We start from the raw sequence: 16,608 nt of genomic DNA, 5'->3' as shown, positions 1-16,608 counted from the left end.
TTCCTCTCGTGTCCTAGGCCCGCTGCAGGGCGCTCTGCGGCGCCATGCGCTCCAGCCAGTCGCGCCAGCGCACCCGGCTGTCATGGACCAGCCAGCCGTCCTGACGGGCGAAGCTTTCCGACAGCCAGAGGCCGCGGGTCGACACGGGCAGGCGCTGGCCGGCGGACAGGGTATAGAGCTCACCGGTGGGCTTGCCGTCGTCCAGGGCGACCAGATAGAGATCCGGGCGCTGGCGGGCGAGACGTGCGAGCAACTGGCCGTTCTCGATCTTCTCGTCGACGTGGAACAGGCTTGGCGCCTTGCACTCCTTGGGCAACTCCAGCAACAGGTCGTAGACCAGCTGGAGCGAGGCGGTGGGGGTGTGCACATAGGCGCGCGGACGCTCCAGTAGCGCCAGGCTGCCGCAGCGCACCGGCCGTGCCGCCCCCGAGCGCGGGGTCAGGCGGAAGGCCACGTCCTCGCGATAGGGCAGGGCGGGGGCATAGGGCGTCGGCAGCCAGGTGTCGGCGAAGCGTCCGGCCAGCCAGCCGCGCGGCGTCTCGATCAGGCATTCCTCGGCCACCTCCTGCACGGCGGTGAGCAGCGGCAGGGCCAGTTCGTGGGTCGGGATATAGCCGGAGATCAGCTTGAGCACCACGTCGCCGCGATCGGGCCGGCGCTGGCGCACCAGCAGCCAGTGATCCTGGCCCTGCCAGTTGAGGGTGAGGCGGACCGAGACGCCCAGATTGGCGAGCTTGGCACTGAACTGCTGGGCGTCGGCGATTTCGATCGGTTGGCGCCGCTCCAGCATCTCGCTGAAATTCAGCGGCTGGCCGAGGGCCTGGTAGCTGAGGCCGTCGTGATTGGCCTCCACCGCGAGCGATAGGGTCTTGAACGCCTTGGGGTTGTGGCGGGCGATGAGCTGGGGCATGGCCGACTCCTGTTGTTGTGTGCCGCGGACGCGCCATCCGGGGCGACCGGATGGCGCGTCCAGCGAACGGAAGCAAGGGTTCAGCGAAAGGCTCTGGATCAGGGCCGAGCGGTGATCACGTCGGCCAGGGTACGGACATTATGTGACAGGTGCAGGGGATCGATAGTGCCGACTATCGCACTGGTCACCCCCGGCTCGCCAAAGACCCGGGCGAAGCTCGCCCGCACCGGATCCTGGCCGGCGCCCAGCACCGCATGGCCGCTGGCCAAGGCCTTCTTGATCAGGATGCCCTTGCCCTGGGCGGCGGCGGCCTGGATCACCGGGATCTCGGCGTCTTCGTTGAGATTGAAGGTGACCATGGCGCAATCGCCGGTCTCCAACGCCTTGAGGCCGCCGGCGACGGTCTTGCCGGAAAAGCCGAAGGCGCGGATCAGGCCTTCGCGCTTGAGCTCGGCCAGGGTCTCGTAGCAGCCACTGTCTTGGAGAATGCTCAGATCGTTGCCGTCGGAGTGCACCAGTACCAGGTCCAGCCAATCGGTTTCCAGGCGCTTCAGGCTGCGTTCTACCGAACGACGGGTGTGCGCCGGACTGAAGTCGAAGCTGGACAGCCCGCCTTCGAACTCCTCACCCACCTTGCTGGCGATCACCCAGTGCTGGCGCTGGCCGCGCAGCAGCGGGCCCAGGCGTTCTTCGCTGCGGCCATAGGCGGGAGCGGTGTCCAGCAGGTTGATGCCCAGCTCGCGGGCCAGGCTCAGCAAGTCGGCGGCGGTGCGGTCGTCGGGGATGGTGAAGCCATTGGGGTACTTCACACCCTGGTCGCGGCCGAACTTGACCGTACCCAGGCCTAGGGGGGAAATCTGGAGACCGGTGCTACCCAGGGCGCGGTGCAGGCCGTGCAGGTCGCGCAGGCTCATGGCAGCAATTCCTCCCAGAAGGGCGCGGCCACTGGTGGCTGCGGGTGGGCGGGCAGGGTGGGATGCTGTCCCGGCCGGATACCGTCACGGTCGAGATGGGCCAGGACCCGGTCGGCCAGGTCCGGCGACAGCGCCAGCTTGGTCGGCCAGCCCACCAGCAGGCGGCCTTCCTCGGCGAGGAAGGCGTTGTCCGGCCGCACCAGCCCGGATTGCGCCGGCTCGGCACGGTCCACCCTGAGGGTCGCCCACTGGGCGCCCGCGAAATCGATCCAGGGCAGCAGGCGCTGCAGTTCTTCCCGCGCCATGGCGATCTGCGCGTCTGGCTCACGGGCCACGCCCTCGGCCTCGGCCAGGTCGCCGCCCAGGTACCACAGCCACTGGCCGTCGGCGGTGGGGTGGCTGGTGATGGTCAGGCGCGGCTTGGGACCGCCGCCCAGGCAGTGGGCATAGAGGGGTTTGAGCATGGGCCCCTTGACCACCACCATGTGCAGCGGTCGGCGCTGCATGGCCGGCTGTTCGAGGTGAAGCGCCTGGAGCAGATCGGCCATGCCGGCGCCGGCGGTGAGCACGATACGGCGGGCGCGGATGGCCTGGCCGTCCACTACCAGACCGGTCAGTTCGCCCTCTTCGCGCAGGGGCTGGAGGTCATGCCCGGCCAGCAGGCTGTCGCCGGCCAGTTCGGCCAGGCGCGCGACCAGGCTGGGCACATCCAGCACCAGCTCGGCCAGGCGATAGACCTTGCCCTTGAAGGCGCGGTCGCGCAGGGCCGGGGGCAGTTCGTCGCCCTTGACGGCATCCACCCGCCCGCGCACCGCCTTGCTGGCGAAGAAGCTGGTGAGGTTGCCGGCCAGGCTGCCCGGCGACCAGAGGTAGTGGGCTTCGGAGAGCAGGCGTACGCCGGAAAGATCCAGCTCGCCGCTGCCGGCCAGGCTTTCGCGCCAGCGCCGCGGCATGTCGGCGATGGCCTCGGAGGCACCGGTGAGCATGCCGGTCAGGGCATATTTGGTGCCGCCGTGGATGATGCCCTGGGACTTGCCGCTCTGGCCGCCGCCCAGGGCGCCGGTCTCCACCAGCACGGTGGCGTAGCCGGCGCGCCGCAGACGGGCGTTGAGCCAGAGGCCGGCGACGCCGCCGCCGACGATGAGGATATCGGTGGACCAGGGTTGGGACATGAACGAGACCTAGTAGAAAGCGAGGACATTACACATTACGTGGAATTTTACACGCTACGTGTAATGTCCTGCCCCTCATCAATGCCCGGTGCTGCCCGAAAACAGCTGGATCACCACCACCCCGGCGACGATCAGCCCCATGCCCAGCATGGCCGGCAGGTCCAGCTTCTGGTCGTAGAGAAACGCCGCAGCGATGCTGACCAGCACGATGCCCAGCCCGGCCCAGATGGCGTAGGCGACGCCCACGGGGATGCTACGCACCACCAGGGTCAGCATCCAGAAGGCCAGGCCGTAGCCAGTGATGACCAGAAACAGTGGCAGTGGCTTGCTGAAGCCGCTGATGGCCTTCATGGAGGTGGTGGCGACGACTTCGGCGGCGATGGCGATGGCCAGGTAGATGTATCCGCTCATGATGATTCCTCCTGTCGAATGCGCCCATTCTTCGCTTAATCTGCGATAGGTAAAAGTTGATACCTATCCGTCGAGGAGATGGGTCGTGCAATGGAATCTGGAGCAATTGGAGATCTTCGTCGGCGTCGCCGAGGGCGCGAGCTTCTCCGCCATGGCGCGCCGTCTGGGACGGGCGCAGTCGGCGGTGAGTACCGCCATCGCCCTGCTGGAGACCGATCTGGGCGTCGCGCTGTTCGAGCGCAGCAATGGTCGTACGCCGGTCATCACCGCGGCTGGTCTGGCCTTGCTGGAGGAGGCGAGGGAGGTCCTGCGTCAATGCCAGCGGCTGGACAGCCGTGCCCAGGCCCTCTGCGCCGGTCAGGAGCCTTTGTTGCGCCTGGCGCTGGACGAAGCCATGCCCTACCAGCCGGTGCTCGATGCGCTGGACGCCCTGGCCGCGGCCTTCCCGCACCTGGAAGTCCAGCTCACCAGCGGCGCCCAGGGCGATGTGGCGCGCAAGCTGCTGACCAACCAGGCCGACCTCGGCCTGTTGTTTCGCCATGAGCACATGCCCCAGGCCCTGGAGCGCCAGGCCCTGGGTGATGTCGCCCAGGTCACCGCCTGCGGCGCCCAGCATCCCCTGGCCAGCCAGCGCGGGGTAGGGCGGCGCGAACTGGCCCGCCACCGTCAGCTGCTCATCGCGCCGCTGGAGAATCCCTATCCCGGTGGCGAGCAGATCGCGCCCCAGGTCTGGCGCGCCGACAGCTTCTATCTGCTCGCCGAACTGCTGATGCGCGGCCTGGGCTGGGGCTGGCTGCCGCGGCACGTGGCGCGCTATCCCTCCTACCAGGGGTTGCTGGCCGAGCTGGATTGCGACTGGGTGCCGCCGGCGCTGGTGGTGGAGCTGGCCTGGCGCCGCAATGCCGCGCCGGGGCCGGCGGCGCGCTGGCTGGCCCAGCGGCTGGCGGAGGAGTTGCGGGCGATTGGTTGAAATCGATGTGTTGGGCTTCGCTTTCGCTCAACCCAACCTACCCGGATCGCCCGTAGGTTGGTGCTGAGCGCAGCGAAGCCCAACAAGACGGACTCCCAGCACTCGCCCACGACCCATGCCAACGAAAGTCCCATTCTGGCCAGATCCGTGGGGCAGCTTGACCAGCGCCAGCTCGCCAGGACTGCAATACTCGACTCATCCCTTCCCCGCCCGTGACGATCGCCATGACCCCACTTCACGCCCTCGGCCAGCGCTATGTCTTCGTCGTCCTGGCACTGATCTTTCTCGCCCTGCTGGTCTCGGCCGGGGTGAGGTCCACCCCGGGCGTACTGCTCTTGCCGTTGCAGGAGACCTTTGGCTGGAGTCGCGAGACGGTCTCGCTTTCCGCCGCCATCGGCATCTTTCTCTATGGCCTGGTCGGGCCCTTCGCCGCCGCCCTGATGCAGACCCTGGGCATCCGCCGGACCCTGCTCGGCGGCCTGACCCTGATCAGCCTGGCCACCGCCCTGAGCACCCTGATGCGCGAACCCTGGCACCTGGTCGCCACCTGGGGCGTGCTCAGCGGCCTGGGCACGGGCTGTGTGGCCATGGTGCTGGGTGCCGCCATCGTCAATCGCTGGTTCGTCGCCCGCCGGGGCCTGATGATGGGCCTGCTGGCCGCCAGCACCGCCACCGGCAACCTGGTATTCCTGCCGCTATTGGCCCAGCTCGCCAGCCATGACGGCTGGCAGACCGTGGTACTGACCGTGGCCGTGGCCAGCGCGGCGCTCATCCCGCTGGTGGCCTGGCTGCTGCCCGAGCGGCCGGCGGACGTCGGCCTGCGGCCCCATGGTGCCCCGGCGGACTATCAGGCGCCGGTCGCCACCGCGCCGGGCAACCTGTTTCGCGTGACCCTCGGCACCCTGGCCATGGCCAGCCGCCGGCGCGACTTCTGGCTGCTGTTCCTGACCTTCTTCGTCTGCGGCTTCACCACCAATGGCCTGATCGGCACCCACTTCATCGCCATGGGCCACGACCACGGCCTGTCTCAGGTACAGGCCGCCGGGATCCTCGCGCTGATGGGCATCTTCGACCTGGTGGGCACCACCGCCTCCGGCTGGCTGACCGACCGCTACGATCCGCGTCGCCTGCTGTTCGTCTACTACAGCCTGCGCGGGCTTTCGCTGATCTATCTGCCGTTCTCCGGCTTTGCTCCCGAGCAGTTGCTGCTGTTCGGCATCTTCTACGGCCTGGACTGGATCGCTACCGTGCCGCCCACGGTCAAGCTGACCAACCAGAGCTTTGGCGAAAAGAGCGCGCCGGTGGTATTCGGCTGGGTGTTCTGCGGCCACATGCTCGGCGCCGCGTGCGCGGCCTTTCTCGCCGGGGCCTTGCGCGAGCACTTCGGTTCCTACCAGGAGGCCCTGGTATTGGCTGGGCTGACCGGCATCGTCGCGGCGGTGATGGCGCTGGGGATAGGACGGCCGAGCGCTGCGGGAGCCGGGCGCTCGGCCGTGCCCGAGGCAGGCTAGGCGGTCTTGAGGTCGAGCGGCACGGCGGTCGGCGCCCGGTGCAGCATCGACGCCGGGATCGCCAGGATCAGCAGGCCGCTGACGAACAAACAGGCGCCGAGCACATAGGTGCCGTTGATGTCGCCGGTGAGGGTTTCCATGGTCGCGGTGATCATGGAGCCGGTGAAGCCGGAGAGGTTGCCGATGGCGTTGATCATGCCGATGCCCGCCGCCGCGGCGACGCCGGAAAGCAGGGTGCCGGGCAGCGACCAGAAGATCGGCATCAGCGCCAGCAGCCCCGAGGCGGCCACGGTGAGGAAGAAGATCGACAGCACGATGTTGTGGATGAACCAGGCACTCAGCACCAGCCCCAGGGCGCCGACGAAGGCCGGCACCGCCGCATGCATGCGCTGCTCGCCAGTACGCGCCGAGTGGCGGGCGTTGAGCAGCATGACCACCAGGGCGACGCTGTAGGGGATGGCGGTGAGCAGGCCGATCTGCAGGCTGCCGCTGACCCCGGCGTTCTTGATGATCGAGGGCATCCAGAACGCCAGGCCATAGAAGCCGGTGTTGAAGGTCAGCAGGATGAACACCAGCAGCCAGACCCGCGGGTTGAAGAACACCTCGCTCAGCCGCGACGCCTTGCCAGCGTTGTGCTGGTCCAGGTTGCGCTTGAGCAGGGCCTTTTCCCGGGCGTCCAGCCAGGGCGCCTTGTCGATGTTGTCGCTCAGGCAGCAGAACACCACCACCGCCATGATGATCGAGGGCACCCCTTCCACCAGCAGCATCCACTGCCAGCCGGCCAGGCCGTACCAGTCGTGCAGGCTGCTCATCAGCCAGCCGGAAAGCACGCCGCCAAAGCTCAGGCTGAAGGGCAGGGCAACCAGGAAACCGGACATCACCCGACTCTGGCGCTGGGTCGGGAACCAGTAGTTGAGATAGAGCACCACGCCGGGAAAGAAGCCTGCCTCGCAGATGCCGAGCAGGAAGCGCAGGGTATAGAACAGCGTGCTCGACTGCATGCCCAGCGCGTGCGCCAGCGGCTGGGTGAAGGCCACCGCCATGGACACGATGGCCCAGGTCAGCATGATGCGGGCGATCCAGAAGCGCGCGCCGTAGCGGTGCAGCAGCAGGTTGCTGGGGACCTCGAAGAGGAAATAGCCCCAGAAGAACATGCTGGCGCCGAGCGCGTAGACGGTGTTGCTGAAGCCCAGGTCGTCGAGCATGTCCAGCTTGGCGAAGCCGACGTTGACCCGGTCCAGGTAGGCGGCGATGTAGCACAGCAGCAGGATCGGCAGGATACGCAGCACCACCTTGCGGTAGGTACGTTTTTCGAAGGCGTCGCCAGCGGCGCCCTGGGGAGCGGTGGTTTCGAACATGGGAATGACCTTCGGGGCCTTGGGGCCTTGGGGCCCGTTGTTGTTATGAAGAGGTCGAAGGCGGCCGGTGAAGTGAAACTGGCCGTCTGAAACGCCAGGCCACTCTAGGAGCGCAAGCGATTCTTTCCCAATGGCATTTGCGGATCATTCGATAACGGCGCGTTATCGAGCTGTCTAGGCTGCGGACTCCTCGCGACCGGCATGGCTTAGCAGGATGGCGGCGAATTCCCTGGCCGCCTCGCCGAGGGGTTCGCCCTTGCGAGTGAGGATGCCGTAGTCCTGCGCCGGCAGGTGCAGGGGCAGCTCCAGGGCACTGAGCGCCCCGCTGGCGAGATAGGGCTCGACCATGGCCTCGGGCAGCATGCCGATCATGGGGCCGGCGCGCAGCACCTGGAGAAAGGTCTGCATGGAGATGGTATCGATGGTGTTGCTTGGCACCGGCAGGCCGGCGGCGGCGAAGGCCCGCTCCATGCGTCCGCGAATCGGCGTGCCCTTGGGATAGAGGATCCAGGGCCAGGCCAGCACCTGGTCGAGGCCCACGGGGCCGCTGCCCACCAGCGGATGATCGGCGTTGACCACGAAACGGAAGGGCTCCGGCGCCAGGGGCTGGAAGTCGAAACGCTGGGCCTGGGCTTCGTCGGTGAAGCGTGCTACCGCCAGGTGCAGCAGCTTGTCGTCGAGCATCTCCATCAGGTGATCGCTGGTCTGCTCCACCACCTCGATGGCCAGCAGCGGCCAGCGCTGCTTGATCGCGACGATGGCCTGCGGCAGGGCCACCGCCGTGGCAGCGAAGATGCCACCGACCTTGAGCTGGCCGTGACCGCCGCGTCTCAGGCTGTCGATCTGCTCGGCGAAGTCGCGGGCATCGTTGAGTGCCACCCGGGCGTAACGCAGCACGTGCTCGCCCAGGGCGGTGGGCGGCATGCTGCGCGGCTGGCGCTCGAACAGGGCGAAGCCGAGCAGGTGCTCGATCTCCTTGAGCATCTTGCTGATGGCCGGCTGGCTGAGGTTCATCTGCTGCGCGGCCAGGTGCATGTTGCGGGTGCGGCCCAGGGTGTCGATCAGCAGCAGGTGGCGAAACTTGAGCCAGTGGCAGATCTGGCTGAACGACGGCTCGGACAAGGATGCCTCCTGGGTGATAAGCACTGGTTATCGAATGATGAGATAAGCCCATTTGAGTTTATCAGTCTGGCTGCCTAGCGTGGACCCATCAACCCTGGAGTCCTGCCCATGCCCCTTCGTCTTTCGCCTGCCAATACCCTTCCCGCCGATGGTCTGGCCGGCACCCTGGTGGGCCGTGCCTGGGTGCCCGGTCCGCTGGCCGGTCCCTCGCCCGTGGTGCTGCGCGAGGATGGTGTCTTCGATATTTCCCAACGGTTCGCCACCCTCAGTGCCTTGTTCGAGGAAGAGGCGCCGCTGCAGGCTCTGCGCGACACCCCCGGGCGCTACCTCGGCAGCCTCGATGACCTGCTGGCCAACAGTGGCGAGCAGGCCGATCTCGCACGTCTGCACCTGCTGCCGCCGGCCGACCTGCAGGTGATCAAGGCCGCCGGAGTGACCTTTGCCGCCAGCATGCTGGAGCGGGTGATCGAGGAGCAGGCCGGTGGCGATGCCGGACGCGCCGTGGCCATCCGCGAGCAGGTGCAGGCGGTGATCGGCGCGGATCTGCAGGGCCTGGAGCCGGGCAGTCCACGCGCCCAGGCGCTCAAGGCACTGCTGATCGAGAAGGGCATGTGGTCGCAGTACCTGGAGGTGGGCATCGGGCCGGACGCCGAGATCTTCACCAAGGCGCCGGTGCTGGCCGCGGTCGGTAGTGGCAGCCTCATCGGCATTCACCCCGTGTCCCAGTGGAACAATCCCGAGCCCGAGGTGGTGCTGGTGGCGGACAGCCGCGGTCGCCTGCATGGCGCCACCCTGGGCAACGACGTCAATCTGCGCGACATCGAGGGCCGCAGCGCCCTGCTGCTGAGCAAGGCCAAGGACAACAACGCCTCCTGCGCCCTGGGGCCCTTCATCCGCCTGTTCGACGAGACCTTCGATCTCGATCAGGTCCGCCAGTGCGTGGTGACCCTGGAAGTCCAGGGCGAAGACGGCTTTCACCTCAATGGCAGCAGCTCCATGGCGCAGATCAGTCGTGATCCCACCGATCTCGCCGCCCAGACCCTCAATGCCAACCACCAGTATCCCGACGGTTTCGTGCTGTTTCTCGGCACCCTGTTCGCCCCGACCCAGGACCGTGACGCCCCGGGCGGCGGCTTCACCCACAAGGTGGGTGACGTGGTGAGCATCGCCAGCCCGCTGCTGGGAACCCTGCACAATAGGGTGACCACCAGCGACCAGGCCCCGGCCTGGCGCTTCGGCCTCGGCGCCCTGATGCACAACCTGGCCGCCCGTGGCCTGCTGGGCCGCTAACCGCTCTTTCCTAATAACAACTAGAGACCATCATGACTTCCGCCAAACGCCCGCTGCGCAGCCAGCAATGGTTCGATGATCCTGCCCACGCCGACATGACCGCGCTCTATGTCGAGCGCTACATGAACTACGGCCTGACCCGTGACGAACTCCAGTCCGGCCGGCCGATCATCGGCATCGCCCAAACCGGCAGCGACCTCACGCCCTGCAATCGTCATCACCTGGAACTGGCCCAGCGGGTCAAGGCCGGTATCCGCGACGCGGGCGGCATCCCCATGGAGTTCCCGGTGCACCCCATCGCCGAGCAGAGTCGGCGCCCCACCGCGGCCCTGGATCGCAACCTGGCCTACCTCGGCTTGGTGGAGATCCTGCACGGCTTTCCCTTGGACGGCGTGGTGCTCACCACCGGTTGCGACAAGACCACCCCGGCCTGCCTGATGGCTGCGGCCACCACCGACCTGCCGGCCATCGTGCTGTCCGGCGGCCCCATGCTGGACGGCCATTTCAAGGGCGAGCTGATCGGCTCCGGCACGGTGCTCTGGCACGCGCGCAACCTGCTGGCGACCGGCGAGATCGACTACGAGGGCTTCATGGCCCTGACCACCGCCGCCTCGCCCTCGGTGGGCCACTGCAACACCATGGGCACGGCCCTGTCGATGAATGCCCTGGCCGAGACCCTGGGCATGTCGCTGCCCGGCTGTGCCAGCATCCCCGCGCCCTATCGCGAGCGCGGCCAGATGGCCTATGCCACCGGCAAGCGCATCTGCCAGCTGGTGCTGGACGACGTCCGCCCCTCGCAGATTATGACTCGCGAGGCCTTCGAGAACGCCATCGTGGTGGCTTCGGCCCTGGGTGCTTCCAGCAACTGCCCGCCGCACCTGATCGCCATCGCCCGCCACATGGGCGTGGAACTGTCGCTGGACGACTGGCAGCGCCTGGGCGAGGACATCCCGCTGCTGGCCAACTGCATGCCGGCCGGCAAGTACCTGGGCGAGGGCTTCCACCGCGCCGGCGGCGTGCCGGCGGTGCTCCATGAACTGCTCAAGGCCGGTCGCCTGCACGGCGAATGCCTGACCGTTTCCGGCAAGACCATCGGTGCCATCGCCGAGGGGGCCGCCAGCTCGGATCCCGCCGTGATCCAGCCCTATGAGGCGCCGCTCAAGCACCGCGCCGGCTTCATCGTGCTCAGTGGCAATTTCTTCGATAGCGCCATCATGAAGATGTCGGTGGTGGGCGAGGCCTTTCGCCAGACCTACCTGGCCGAACCGGGCAAGGAAAACAGCTTCGAGGCACGAGCCATCGTCTTCGAGGGCCCCGAGGACTATCACGCGCGCATCGACGACCCGGCCCTGGACATCGACGAGCGTTGCATCCTGGTGATCCGCGGCGCCGGTCCGGTGGGCTATCCGGGCAGCGCCGAGGTGGTCAACATGGCGCCGCCAGCGGCCCTGATCAAGAAGGGCATAGACTCCTTGCCGTGCCTGGGTGACGGGCGCCAGAGCGGCACCTCGGCCAGCCCCTCGATCCTCAACATGTCGCCGGAGGCGGCGGTGGGTGGCGGCCTGGCCCTGCTCAAGACCAACGACCGGCTGCGCGTGGACCTCAATGCCCGCAGCGTCGATGTGCTGCTCGATGATGCCGAGCTGGAGCGCCGCCGCGCCGAATGGACGCCCAACCTGCCGCCGGCCCAGACCCCCTGGCAGGAGCTCTATCGGCAACTGGTGGGCCAGCTCTCCACCGGCGGCTGCCTGGAACCGGCCACCCTGCACCTCAAGGTGATCGCCCGCGAAGGCGGGACGCCACGGCATTCGCATTAGGATCGGGCTCGCACTGGCGGCCTTGCTTCATTAAGCTCTGCCGCCATGAACCGTACCCTCTATAGCCTGATCTTTACCCTGGCCTTGCCCTTCATCCTCCTGCGCCTGCTCTGGCGCGGACGCAAGGCCCCCGCCTATCGGCAACGCATCGGCGAGCGCCTGGCGCTGGGCTTGCCAGAGGTACCGCCCGGCGGCATCTGGGTGCATGCGGTGTCGGTGGGGGAGAGCATCGCCGCCGCGCCGGTGATCCGTGCGCTGCGCCAGCGCCATCCGCAGCTGCCGATCACCGTGACCTGCATGACGCCCACCGGCTCGGAGCGCATTCGCGCCCTGTTCGGTAGCGATGTCCACCACTGCTATCTGCCCTACGACCTGCCGGGGCTGGCCGGGCGTTTCCTCGACCGGCTGCGGCCCAGCCTGGGCGTGGTGATGGAAACCGAACTCTGGCCCAACCTCATCCACCAGGCGGCGCGCCGCGACACTCCCATTGCCCTAGCCAATGGCCGGCTGTCCGAGCGCTCCGCTCGGGGCTATGGAAAACTGGGCGGGGTGACCGCGCCGATGCTGGCGGAGCTGGCGTGGCTGGCGGTGCAGACGCCGGTGGAAGCCGAGCGCTTCCGCGCCCTCGGTGCCCGTGCCGAGCGGGTCACGGTGACCGGTTCCATCAAGTTCGACCTGCGCATCGATCCCGAGCTGCCGGCCCGCGCGGCTGACCTGCGCCAGGGCTGGGGCCATCGCCCAGTGTGGATCGCCGCCAGCACCCATGCCGGTGAAGACGAGGTCCTGCTCCAGGCCCATCGCCAACTGCTGGCCGCACGCCCCGATGCCCTGCTGATCCTGGTACCGCGCCATCCCGAGCGCTTTCCTGAGGTACTGGCCGAGGTGCGTCGCGAAGATTTCAGCGTGATCCAGCGCTCGACGGGGGAGGCGGTGCAACCGCAGACCCAGGTCCTGCTGGGCGACACCATGGGCGAGCTGCTGTTTCTCTACGCCCTGGCCGACGTGGCCTTTGTCGGTGGCAGTCTGATCGAGCGTGGCGGCCACAATCCGCTGGAGCCGGCGGCCCTGGGGGTGCCGGTGCTCAGCGGTCCGCACGTGTTCAACTTCCTCGACATCGTCGCCCAGTTGCGCGACGCCGGCGCTTTGGAAACAGTAGCGGAAGCCTCGGCCATCGCCGCCGCCGTGGCCCGACTGTGGGCCGAACCGGCGGAAGCCGAGCGGCACCGGCAGGCGGGTCTGGCGGTGTTGGCCGCCAATCAGGGCGCGCTGGAGCGCCTGCTCTCCGGACTGGATAAATTGCTCACGCCCTGAGCCGAACGCGCCGGCAGGACGTCGGCGCGGGTCTTGGCCAGGTCCGGCGGCAGGAAGTCGCGGTCCGGGTCGTAGTGGGGGTCGAGATAGCCCGACAGCGCCAGCAGGTCGTTGGGCGCCAGGGTGCCGGCTGCCTGCTTGAGTCTCAGGGTATCCAGGATGTAGTTGTAGCGGGCGTCGTTGTACTGGCGCACGGCGTTGTACAGCAGCCGCTGGGCGTCGAGCACATCTACGATGGTGCGGCTGCCCACCTGGTAGGCGATCTCGGTGGCGCGCAGGGCGCGCTGGCTGGAGGCGATGGACAGCCGTCGGGCACGCACCTGCTCGATGTCGGTGTTGATCGCCCGATGGGCATTGCGGGTGTTCTGCACCACCTGGCGGCGCAGGCTTTCCTGCTGCTGTTCGCTCCGGTCCAGCTGCTGGTAGGCCTGACGCGCCTGGGAGCTGGTGGCGCCGCCGCTGTACAGCGGTAGCTCCACTTGGATACCGATGCTGCGGCTGTTGACCGGGCTGCCGAACAGCGCCAGCTGCTCGGCGTTGGGCAGATTCACCGCATCGTTGTCGCTGTGGCTGTAGCGCGCCACCGCATCCACCGTCGGCAGGTGCCCGGCGCGACGCTGGCGCAGGGTTTCCTGGGCCGCGTTCACGCCCTGGCCGGCAGCCAGCAGCTGCAGATTCTGGCGCATGGCGGTGTCCACCCACTGCCGGGCATCGTTGGGCTGCGGCGGCAGGATCGGCAGTTCGTGGCGAATGCCGGCGATGCTGCCGTAGTCACGATCGGTCAGACGGGTCAGGGCCTGGAAGGCGTCCGCCACCTGCTGCTCGCTCTGCGAGCGGTTGGCCTGGGCATTGTCGAAGCTGGCCTGGGCCTGGAGCACGTCGGTGTCGTCGGTCAGGCCGACCTTGTAGCGCTCGCGGGACTGGTCCAACTGGCGGTACAAGGCCTTTTCCTCGGCACGGGCGGTGGCCAGGGCGTCCTGGGCGCGCAGGGCGCTGAAATAGCCCTCGGCGGTCTGCAGGATCAGTTGCTGCTGGGCGGCGGAAAACTGCAGCTCGGCCTGCTCGGTGGCGGCCTGGGCGGCCTTGAGCTGGAACCAGCGGTCGGCACGGAACAGTGGCTGGCTGAGGGTGGCCTGGATCAGCTGGCTGCTGCGATCGCTGCTGTAGCGGCCACCCTGGACGCCCAGCGCGGGATTGTCCTTTAGCTCCAGGCTGGTGTGGGTGTCGTTGAACTGGGCGCCAAGGCCGAGTTGCGGCAGTAGGCCGGCCCGTGCCTGGGGCACCGCTTCGCGCTGGGCGCCGAGACCGGCGCGCTCGGCGGCCAGGTCGGCGTTGTTGTCCAGCGCCTCGCGGTAGACGTCGAGCAGGCCATTGCCGGCCACCTGGGCCTGGGCCAGACCGGCCGTGGTGCAGAGCGCCGCGAGCAGCAGGAATCTTCGCATTCTTGGAGCCTTCCTTGAGGGACCGGGCCAGTGTAGTGACTTCGTCCGAATCCGCCATAGGAGAGGAAATAGCGGTCGAAGTTTCTGCCAGTCTGGGTTTACACTGACCGCGTTCTTGTCGGGGTGCGCTACGAGGCGCTGAGATCGGGTAGTCCCGGATCCCGTTGAACCTGATCAGGCTAGGCGCGCCGCATGGCGGTGCGTCAACCTGCGTAGGGAACAAGAGGGCGTCCGCATTCGTCTCCGTGGTCGCCATCCGTCCGGGCTTGCGTCTTCCTGCGTGCCCACCCCTTCGTCCAGGTTCTTCCCTCGGCAACGCGCCCACCAGGAGAGCCTCGATGAACAAGCAGAACAACGTCACCGACTTTACCCGCGTCGACCGCCAGTCCACCCAGCCGTTGCCCAATTCGCGCAAGGTCTATCTGACTGGCTCGCGTCCCGACATTCGCGTGCCGGTGCGGGAAATCTCCCTCGCCGATACCCCCACCGCGTTCGGCGGTGAAAAGAACGCCCCGGTGTTCGTCTATGACACCTCCGGTCCCTACACCGACCCGACCGCACGCATCGACCTGCGCAAGGGCCTGCCGGACGTGCGTTCACGCTGGATCGAGGAGCGCGGCGACACCGAACTGCTGGCCGGCCTCTCCTCTGAGTTCGGCCAGGCGCGGCTCGCCGATCCAAGCCTCGCCGCCCTGAGATTCGACCTGGCGCGCCAGCCGCGTCGAGCCAAGGCCGGGCGCAACGTCTCCCAGATGCACTATGCCCGCCAGGGCATCGTTACCCCGGAGATGGAATACATCGCCATCCGCGAGAACATGAAGCTGCAGGAGGCCCGCGCCGCCGGCCTGCTCGGCAACCAGCACCGCGGCCAGAGCTTCGGTGCCAGCATTCCCCAGGAGATCACGCCCGAGTTCGTCCGCGACGAGGTGGCCCGCGGCCGCGCCATCATCCCGGCCAACATCAACCACCTGGAGCTGGAGCCGATGATCATCGGCCGCAACTTCCTGGTGAAGATCAACGGCAACATCGGCAACAGCGCCCTGGGCTCTTCCATCGAGGAAGAGGTCGAGAAGCTGACCTGGGGCATCCGCTGGGGCGCCGACACCGTGATGGACCTGTCCACCGGCAAGCACATCCACGAGACCCGCGAGTGGATCATCCGCAACTCGCCGGTCCCCATCGGCACCGTGCCCATCTACCAGGCTCTGGAAAAGGTCGATGGCGTCGCCGAAGAACTGACCTGGGAGCTGTTCCGCGACACCCTCATCGAGCAGGCGGAGCAGGGCGTGGACTACTTCACCATCCATGCCGGGGTGCGCCTGCACTACGTGCCCCTGACCGCCAAGCGCGTCACCGGCATCGTCTCCCGCGGCGGCTCCATCATGGCCAAGTGGTGCCTGGCGCATCACAAGGAAAACTTCCTCTACACCCACTTCGAAGACATCTGCGAGATCATGCAGGCCTACGACGTGAGCTTCTCCCTGGGTGACGGCCTGCGTCCGGGCTCCATCGCCGATGCCAACGACGCCGCCCAGTTCGGCGAGCTGGAAACCCTCGGCGAGCTGACCAAGATCGCCTGGAAGCACGACGTCCAGACCATGATCGAAGGCCCGGGCCACGTGCCCATGCAGCTGATCAAGGAAAACATGGACAAGCAGCTGGAGTGCTGCGACGAGGCGCCGTTCTACACCCTCGGCCCCCTGACCACCGACATCGCCCCTGGCTACGACCACATCACCAGCGGCATCGGCGCCGCCATGATCGGCTGGTTCGGTTGCGCCATGCTCTGCTACGTGACGCCCAAGGAGCACCTGGGTCTGCCCAACAAGGACGACGTCAAGACTGGCATCATCACCTACAAGATCGCCGCCCATGCCGCGGACCTGGCCAAGGGGCATCCCGGCGCCCAGATCCGCGACAACGCACTAAGCAAGGCGCGCTTCGAATTTCGCTGGGAAGACCAGTTCAACCTGGGCCTGGACCCGGACACGGCGCGTGCCTTCCATGACGAGACCCTGCCCAAGGACTCGGCCAAGGTGGCGCACTTCTGCTCCATGTGCGGCCCCAAGTTCTGCTCCATGAAGATCACCCAGGAAGTCCGCGACTACGCCAAGGAGAACGGCCTGACCGACGAGCAGAAGGCCATCGAGGCCGGCTTCCAGGAACAGGCCGCGCGCTTCAAGGACGAAGGAGGGGTGATCTACAAGCAGGTCTGACACCCGTAGGTTGGCGCTGAGCGTAGCGAAGCCCAACGTTGTCCAGGTCGACCTCGCACCGTTGGGCTTCGACGATAGAGCCGTCTCAACCCAACCTACGGTTCCAGACAAACCACCGTAGGTTGGCGCTGAGCGCAGCGAAGCCCAACAATGCCCAGGTCACC

The 16,608-nt window shown here is 67.4% G+C and carries 13 protein-coding genes and 1 riboswitch; of the genes, 6 read left to right on the top strand and 7 right to left on the bottom strand.

Annotated elements, in window-relative coordinates; genetic code table 11:
• Positions 1-13 precede the first annotated feature (13 nt).
• From ACWPW1_RS18195 to ACWPW1_RS18180, 4 genes are all read right to left on the bottom strand, one after another.
• Positions 14-910, bottom strand: coding sequence for a hypothetical protein (locus ACWPW1_RS18195; RefSeq protein ID WP_059316030.1), 897 nt, complete (start codon positions 908-910; stop codon positions 14-16).
• Positions 911-1,008: 98 nt separating this feature from the next.
• On the bottom strand, positions 1,009-1,824 hold the full coding sequence (locus ACWPW1_RS18190) for an aldo/keto reductase (protein ID WP_454253608.1): 816 nt from the start codon (positions 1,822-1,824) through the stop codon (positions 1,009-1,011).
• Complete coding sequence (locus tag ACWPW1_RS18185; protein WP_454253607.1) at positions 1,821-2,996, bottom strand: FAD-dependent oxidoreductase; 1,176 nt, start codon at positions 2,994-2,996, stop codon at positions 1,821-1,823. Before ACWPW1_RS18185 ends, ACWPW1_RS18190 begins: the two co-directional genes overlap by 4 nt.
• A 78-nt stretch (positions 2,997-3,074) precedes the next feature.
• Positions 3,075-3,407: a DMT family transporter gene (locus ACWPW1_RS18180; protein WP_173149018.1), complete on the bottom strand. Its 333-nt coding sequence runs from the start codon at positions 3,405-3,407 to the stop codon at positions 3,075-3,077.
• Positions 3,408-3,492: 85 nt separating this feature from the next.
• Between ACWPW1_RS18180 and ACWPW1_RS18175 the strand changes: the two genes are divergently transcribed.
• Entirely contained in the window at positions 3,493-4,377 is an 885-nt protein-coding gene (locus ACWPW1_RS18175) for a LysR family transcriptional regulator (protein ID WP_454253606.1), read from the top strand.
• 224 nt (positions 4,378-4,601) lie between these two features.
• A complete protein-coding gene (locus ACWPW1_RS18170) occupies positions 4,602-5,888 on the top strand; it encodes an MFS transporter (protein ID WP_454253605.1) in 1,287 nt (428 codons plus the stop codon).
• Here the strand turns inward: ACWPW1_RS18170 and ACWPW1_RS18165 are convergent.
• Together ACWPW1_RS18165 and ACWPW1_RS18160 are read right to left on the bottom strand one after the other, a co-directional pair.
• Positions 5,885-7,246 (bottom strand): MFS transporter, encoded by a 1,362-nt coding sequence (locus tag ACWPW1_RS18165; protein WP_454253604.1) that lies wholly within the window; start codon positions 7,244-7,246, stop codon positions 5,885-5,887. The genes ACWPW1_RS18170 and ACWPW1_RS18165 overlap by 4 nt on opposite strands.
• Before the next feature lie 174 nt (positions 7,247-7,420).
• The gene (locus ACWPW1_RS18160; protein WP_059316024.1) at positions 7,421-8,368 is read right to left on the bottom strand and encodes a LysR family transcriptional regulator; all 948 of its coding nucleotides are present in this window, start codon (positions 8,366-8,368) and stop codon (positions 7,421-7,423) included.
• 108 nt (positions 8,369-8,476) lie between these two features.
• On the opposite strand from ACWPW1_RS18160, the gene ACWPW1_RS18155 reads away from it, so the two are divergent.
• The 3 genes from ACWPW1_RS18155 to waaA are packed head-to-tail and all read left to right on the top strand — an operon-like array spanning position 8,477 to position 12,786.
• Positions 8,477-9,658: a fumarylacetoacetate hydrolase family protein gene (locus ACWPW1_RS18155; RefSeq protein ID WP_454253603.1), complete on the top strand. Its 1,182-nt coding sequence runs from the start codon at positions 8,477-8,479 to the stop codon at positions 9,656-9,658.
• 32 nt (positions 9,659-9,690) lie between these two features.
• Positions 9,691-11,475: an IlvD/Edd family dehydratase gene (locus ACWPW1_RS18150; protein WP_454253602.1), complete on the top strand. Its 1,785-nt coding sequence runs from the start codon at positions 9,691-9,693 to the stop codon at positions 11,473-11,475.
• 45 nt (positions 11,476-11,520) lie between these two features.
• Positions 11,521-12,786: a lipid IV(A) 3-deoxy-D-manno-octulosonic acid transferase gene (waaA, locus tag ACWPW1_RS18145; RefSeq protein WP_454253601.1), complete on the top strand. Its 1,266-nt coding sequence runs from the start codon at positions 11,521-11,523 to the stop codon at positions 12,784-12,786.
• Here waaA and ACWPW1_RS18140 read toward each other — a convergent pair.
• Positions 12,732-14,228 (bottom strand): TolC family outer membrane protein, encoded by a 1,497-nt coding sequence (locus tag ACWPW1_RS18140; protein WP_454253600.1) that lies wholly within the window; start codon positions 14,226-14,228, stop codon positions 12,732-12,734. The genes waaA and ACWPW1_RS18140 overlap by 55 nt on opposite strands.
• Before the next feature lie 109 nt (positions 14,229-14,337).
• A riboswitch (TPP riboswitch) is annotated at positions 14,338-14,464 on the top strand.
• A gap of 102 nt (positions 14,465-14,566) precedes the next feature.
• Here ACWPW1_RS18140 and thiC point away from each other — a divergent pair.
• Positions 14,567-16,444, top strand: a complete 1,878-nt coding sequence (gene thiC, locus ACWPW1_RS18135) for a phosphomethylpyrimidine synthase ThiC (protein WP_017640759.1) — start codon at positions 14,567-14,569, stop codon at positions 16,442-16,444.
• Positions 16,445-16,608: the final 164 nt, after the last annotated feature.

Source organism: Pseudomonas sp. Marseille-Q7302, assembly GCF_965111925.1.
The sequence above is the reverse complement of the archived record's forward strand: the minus strand, read 5'-3'. Positions and strand labels throughout refer to the sequence as shown.

What these genes read in the sequence shown, in the direction of transcription:
- ACWPW1_RS18190 (WP_454253608.1), bottom strand. Translation starts at nt 1,824, where the DNA reads ATGAGCCTGCGCGACCTGCACGGCCTGCACCGCGCCCTGGGTAGCACC.
- ACWPW1_RS18165 (WP_454253604.1), bottom strand. Translation starts at nt 7,246, where the DNA reads ATGTTCGAAACCACCGCTCCCCAGGGCGCCGCTGGCGACGCCTTCGAA.
- ACWPW1_RS18195 (WP_059316030.1), bottom strand. Translation starts at nt 910, where the DNA reads ATGCCCCAGCTCATCGCCCGCCACAACCCCAAGGCGTTCAAGACCCTA.
- ACWPW1_RS18180 (WP_173149018.1), bottom strand. Translation starts at nt 3,407, where the DNA reads ATGAGCGGATACATCTACCTGGCCATCGCCATCGCCGCCGAAGTCGTC.
- thiC (WP_017640759.1), top strand. Translation starts at nt 14,567, where the DNA reads ATGAACAAGCAGAACAACGTCACCGACTTTACCCGCGTCGACCGCCAG.
- ACWPW1_RS18155 (WP_454253603.1), top strand. Translation starts at nt 8,477, where the DNA reads ATGCCCCTTCGTCTTTCGCCTGCCAATACCCTTCCCGCCGATGGTCTG.
- ACWPW1_RS18185 (WP_454253607.1), bottom strand. Translation starts at nt 2,996, where the DNA reads ATGTCCCAACCCTGGTCCACCGATATCCTCATCGTCGGCGGCGGCGTC.
- ACWPW1_RS18170 (WP_454253605.1), top strand. Translation starts at nt 4,602, where the DNA reads ATGACCCCACTTCACGCCCTCGGCCAGCGCTATGTCTTCGTCGTCCTG.
- ACWPW1_RS18140 (WP_454253600.1), bottom strand. Translation starts at nt 14,228, where the DNA reads ATGCGAAGATTCCTGCTGCTCGCGGCGCTCTGCACCACGGCCGGTCTG.
- ACWPW1_RS18150 (WP_454253602.1), top strand. Translation starts at nt 9,691, where the DNA reads ATGACTTCCGCCAAACGCCCGCTGCGCAGCCAGCAATGGTTCGATGAT.
- waaA (WP_454253601.1), top strand. Translation starts at nt 11,521, where the DNA reads ATGAACCGTACCCTCTATAGCCTGATCTTTACCCTGGCCTTGCCCTTC.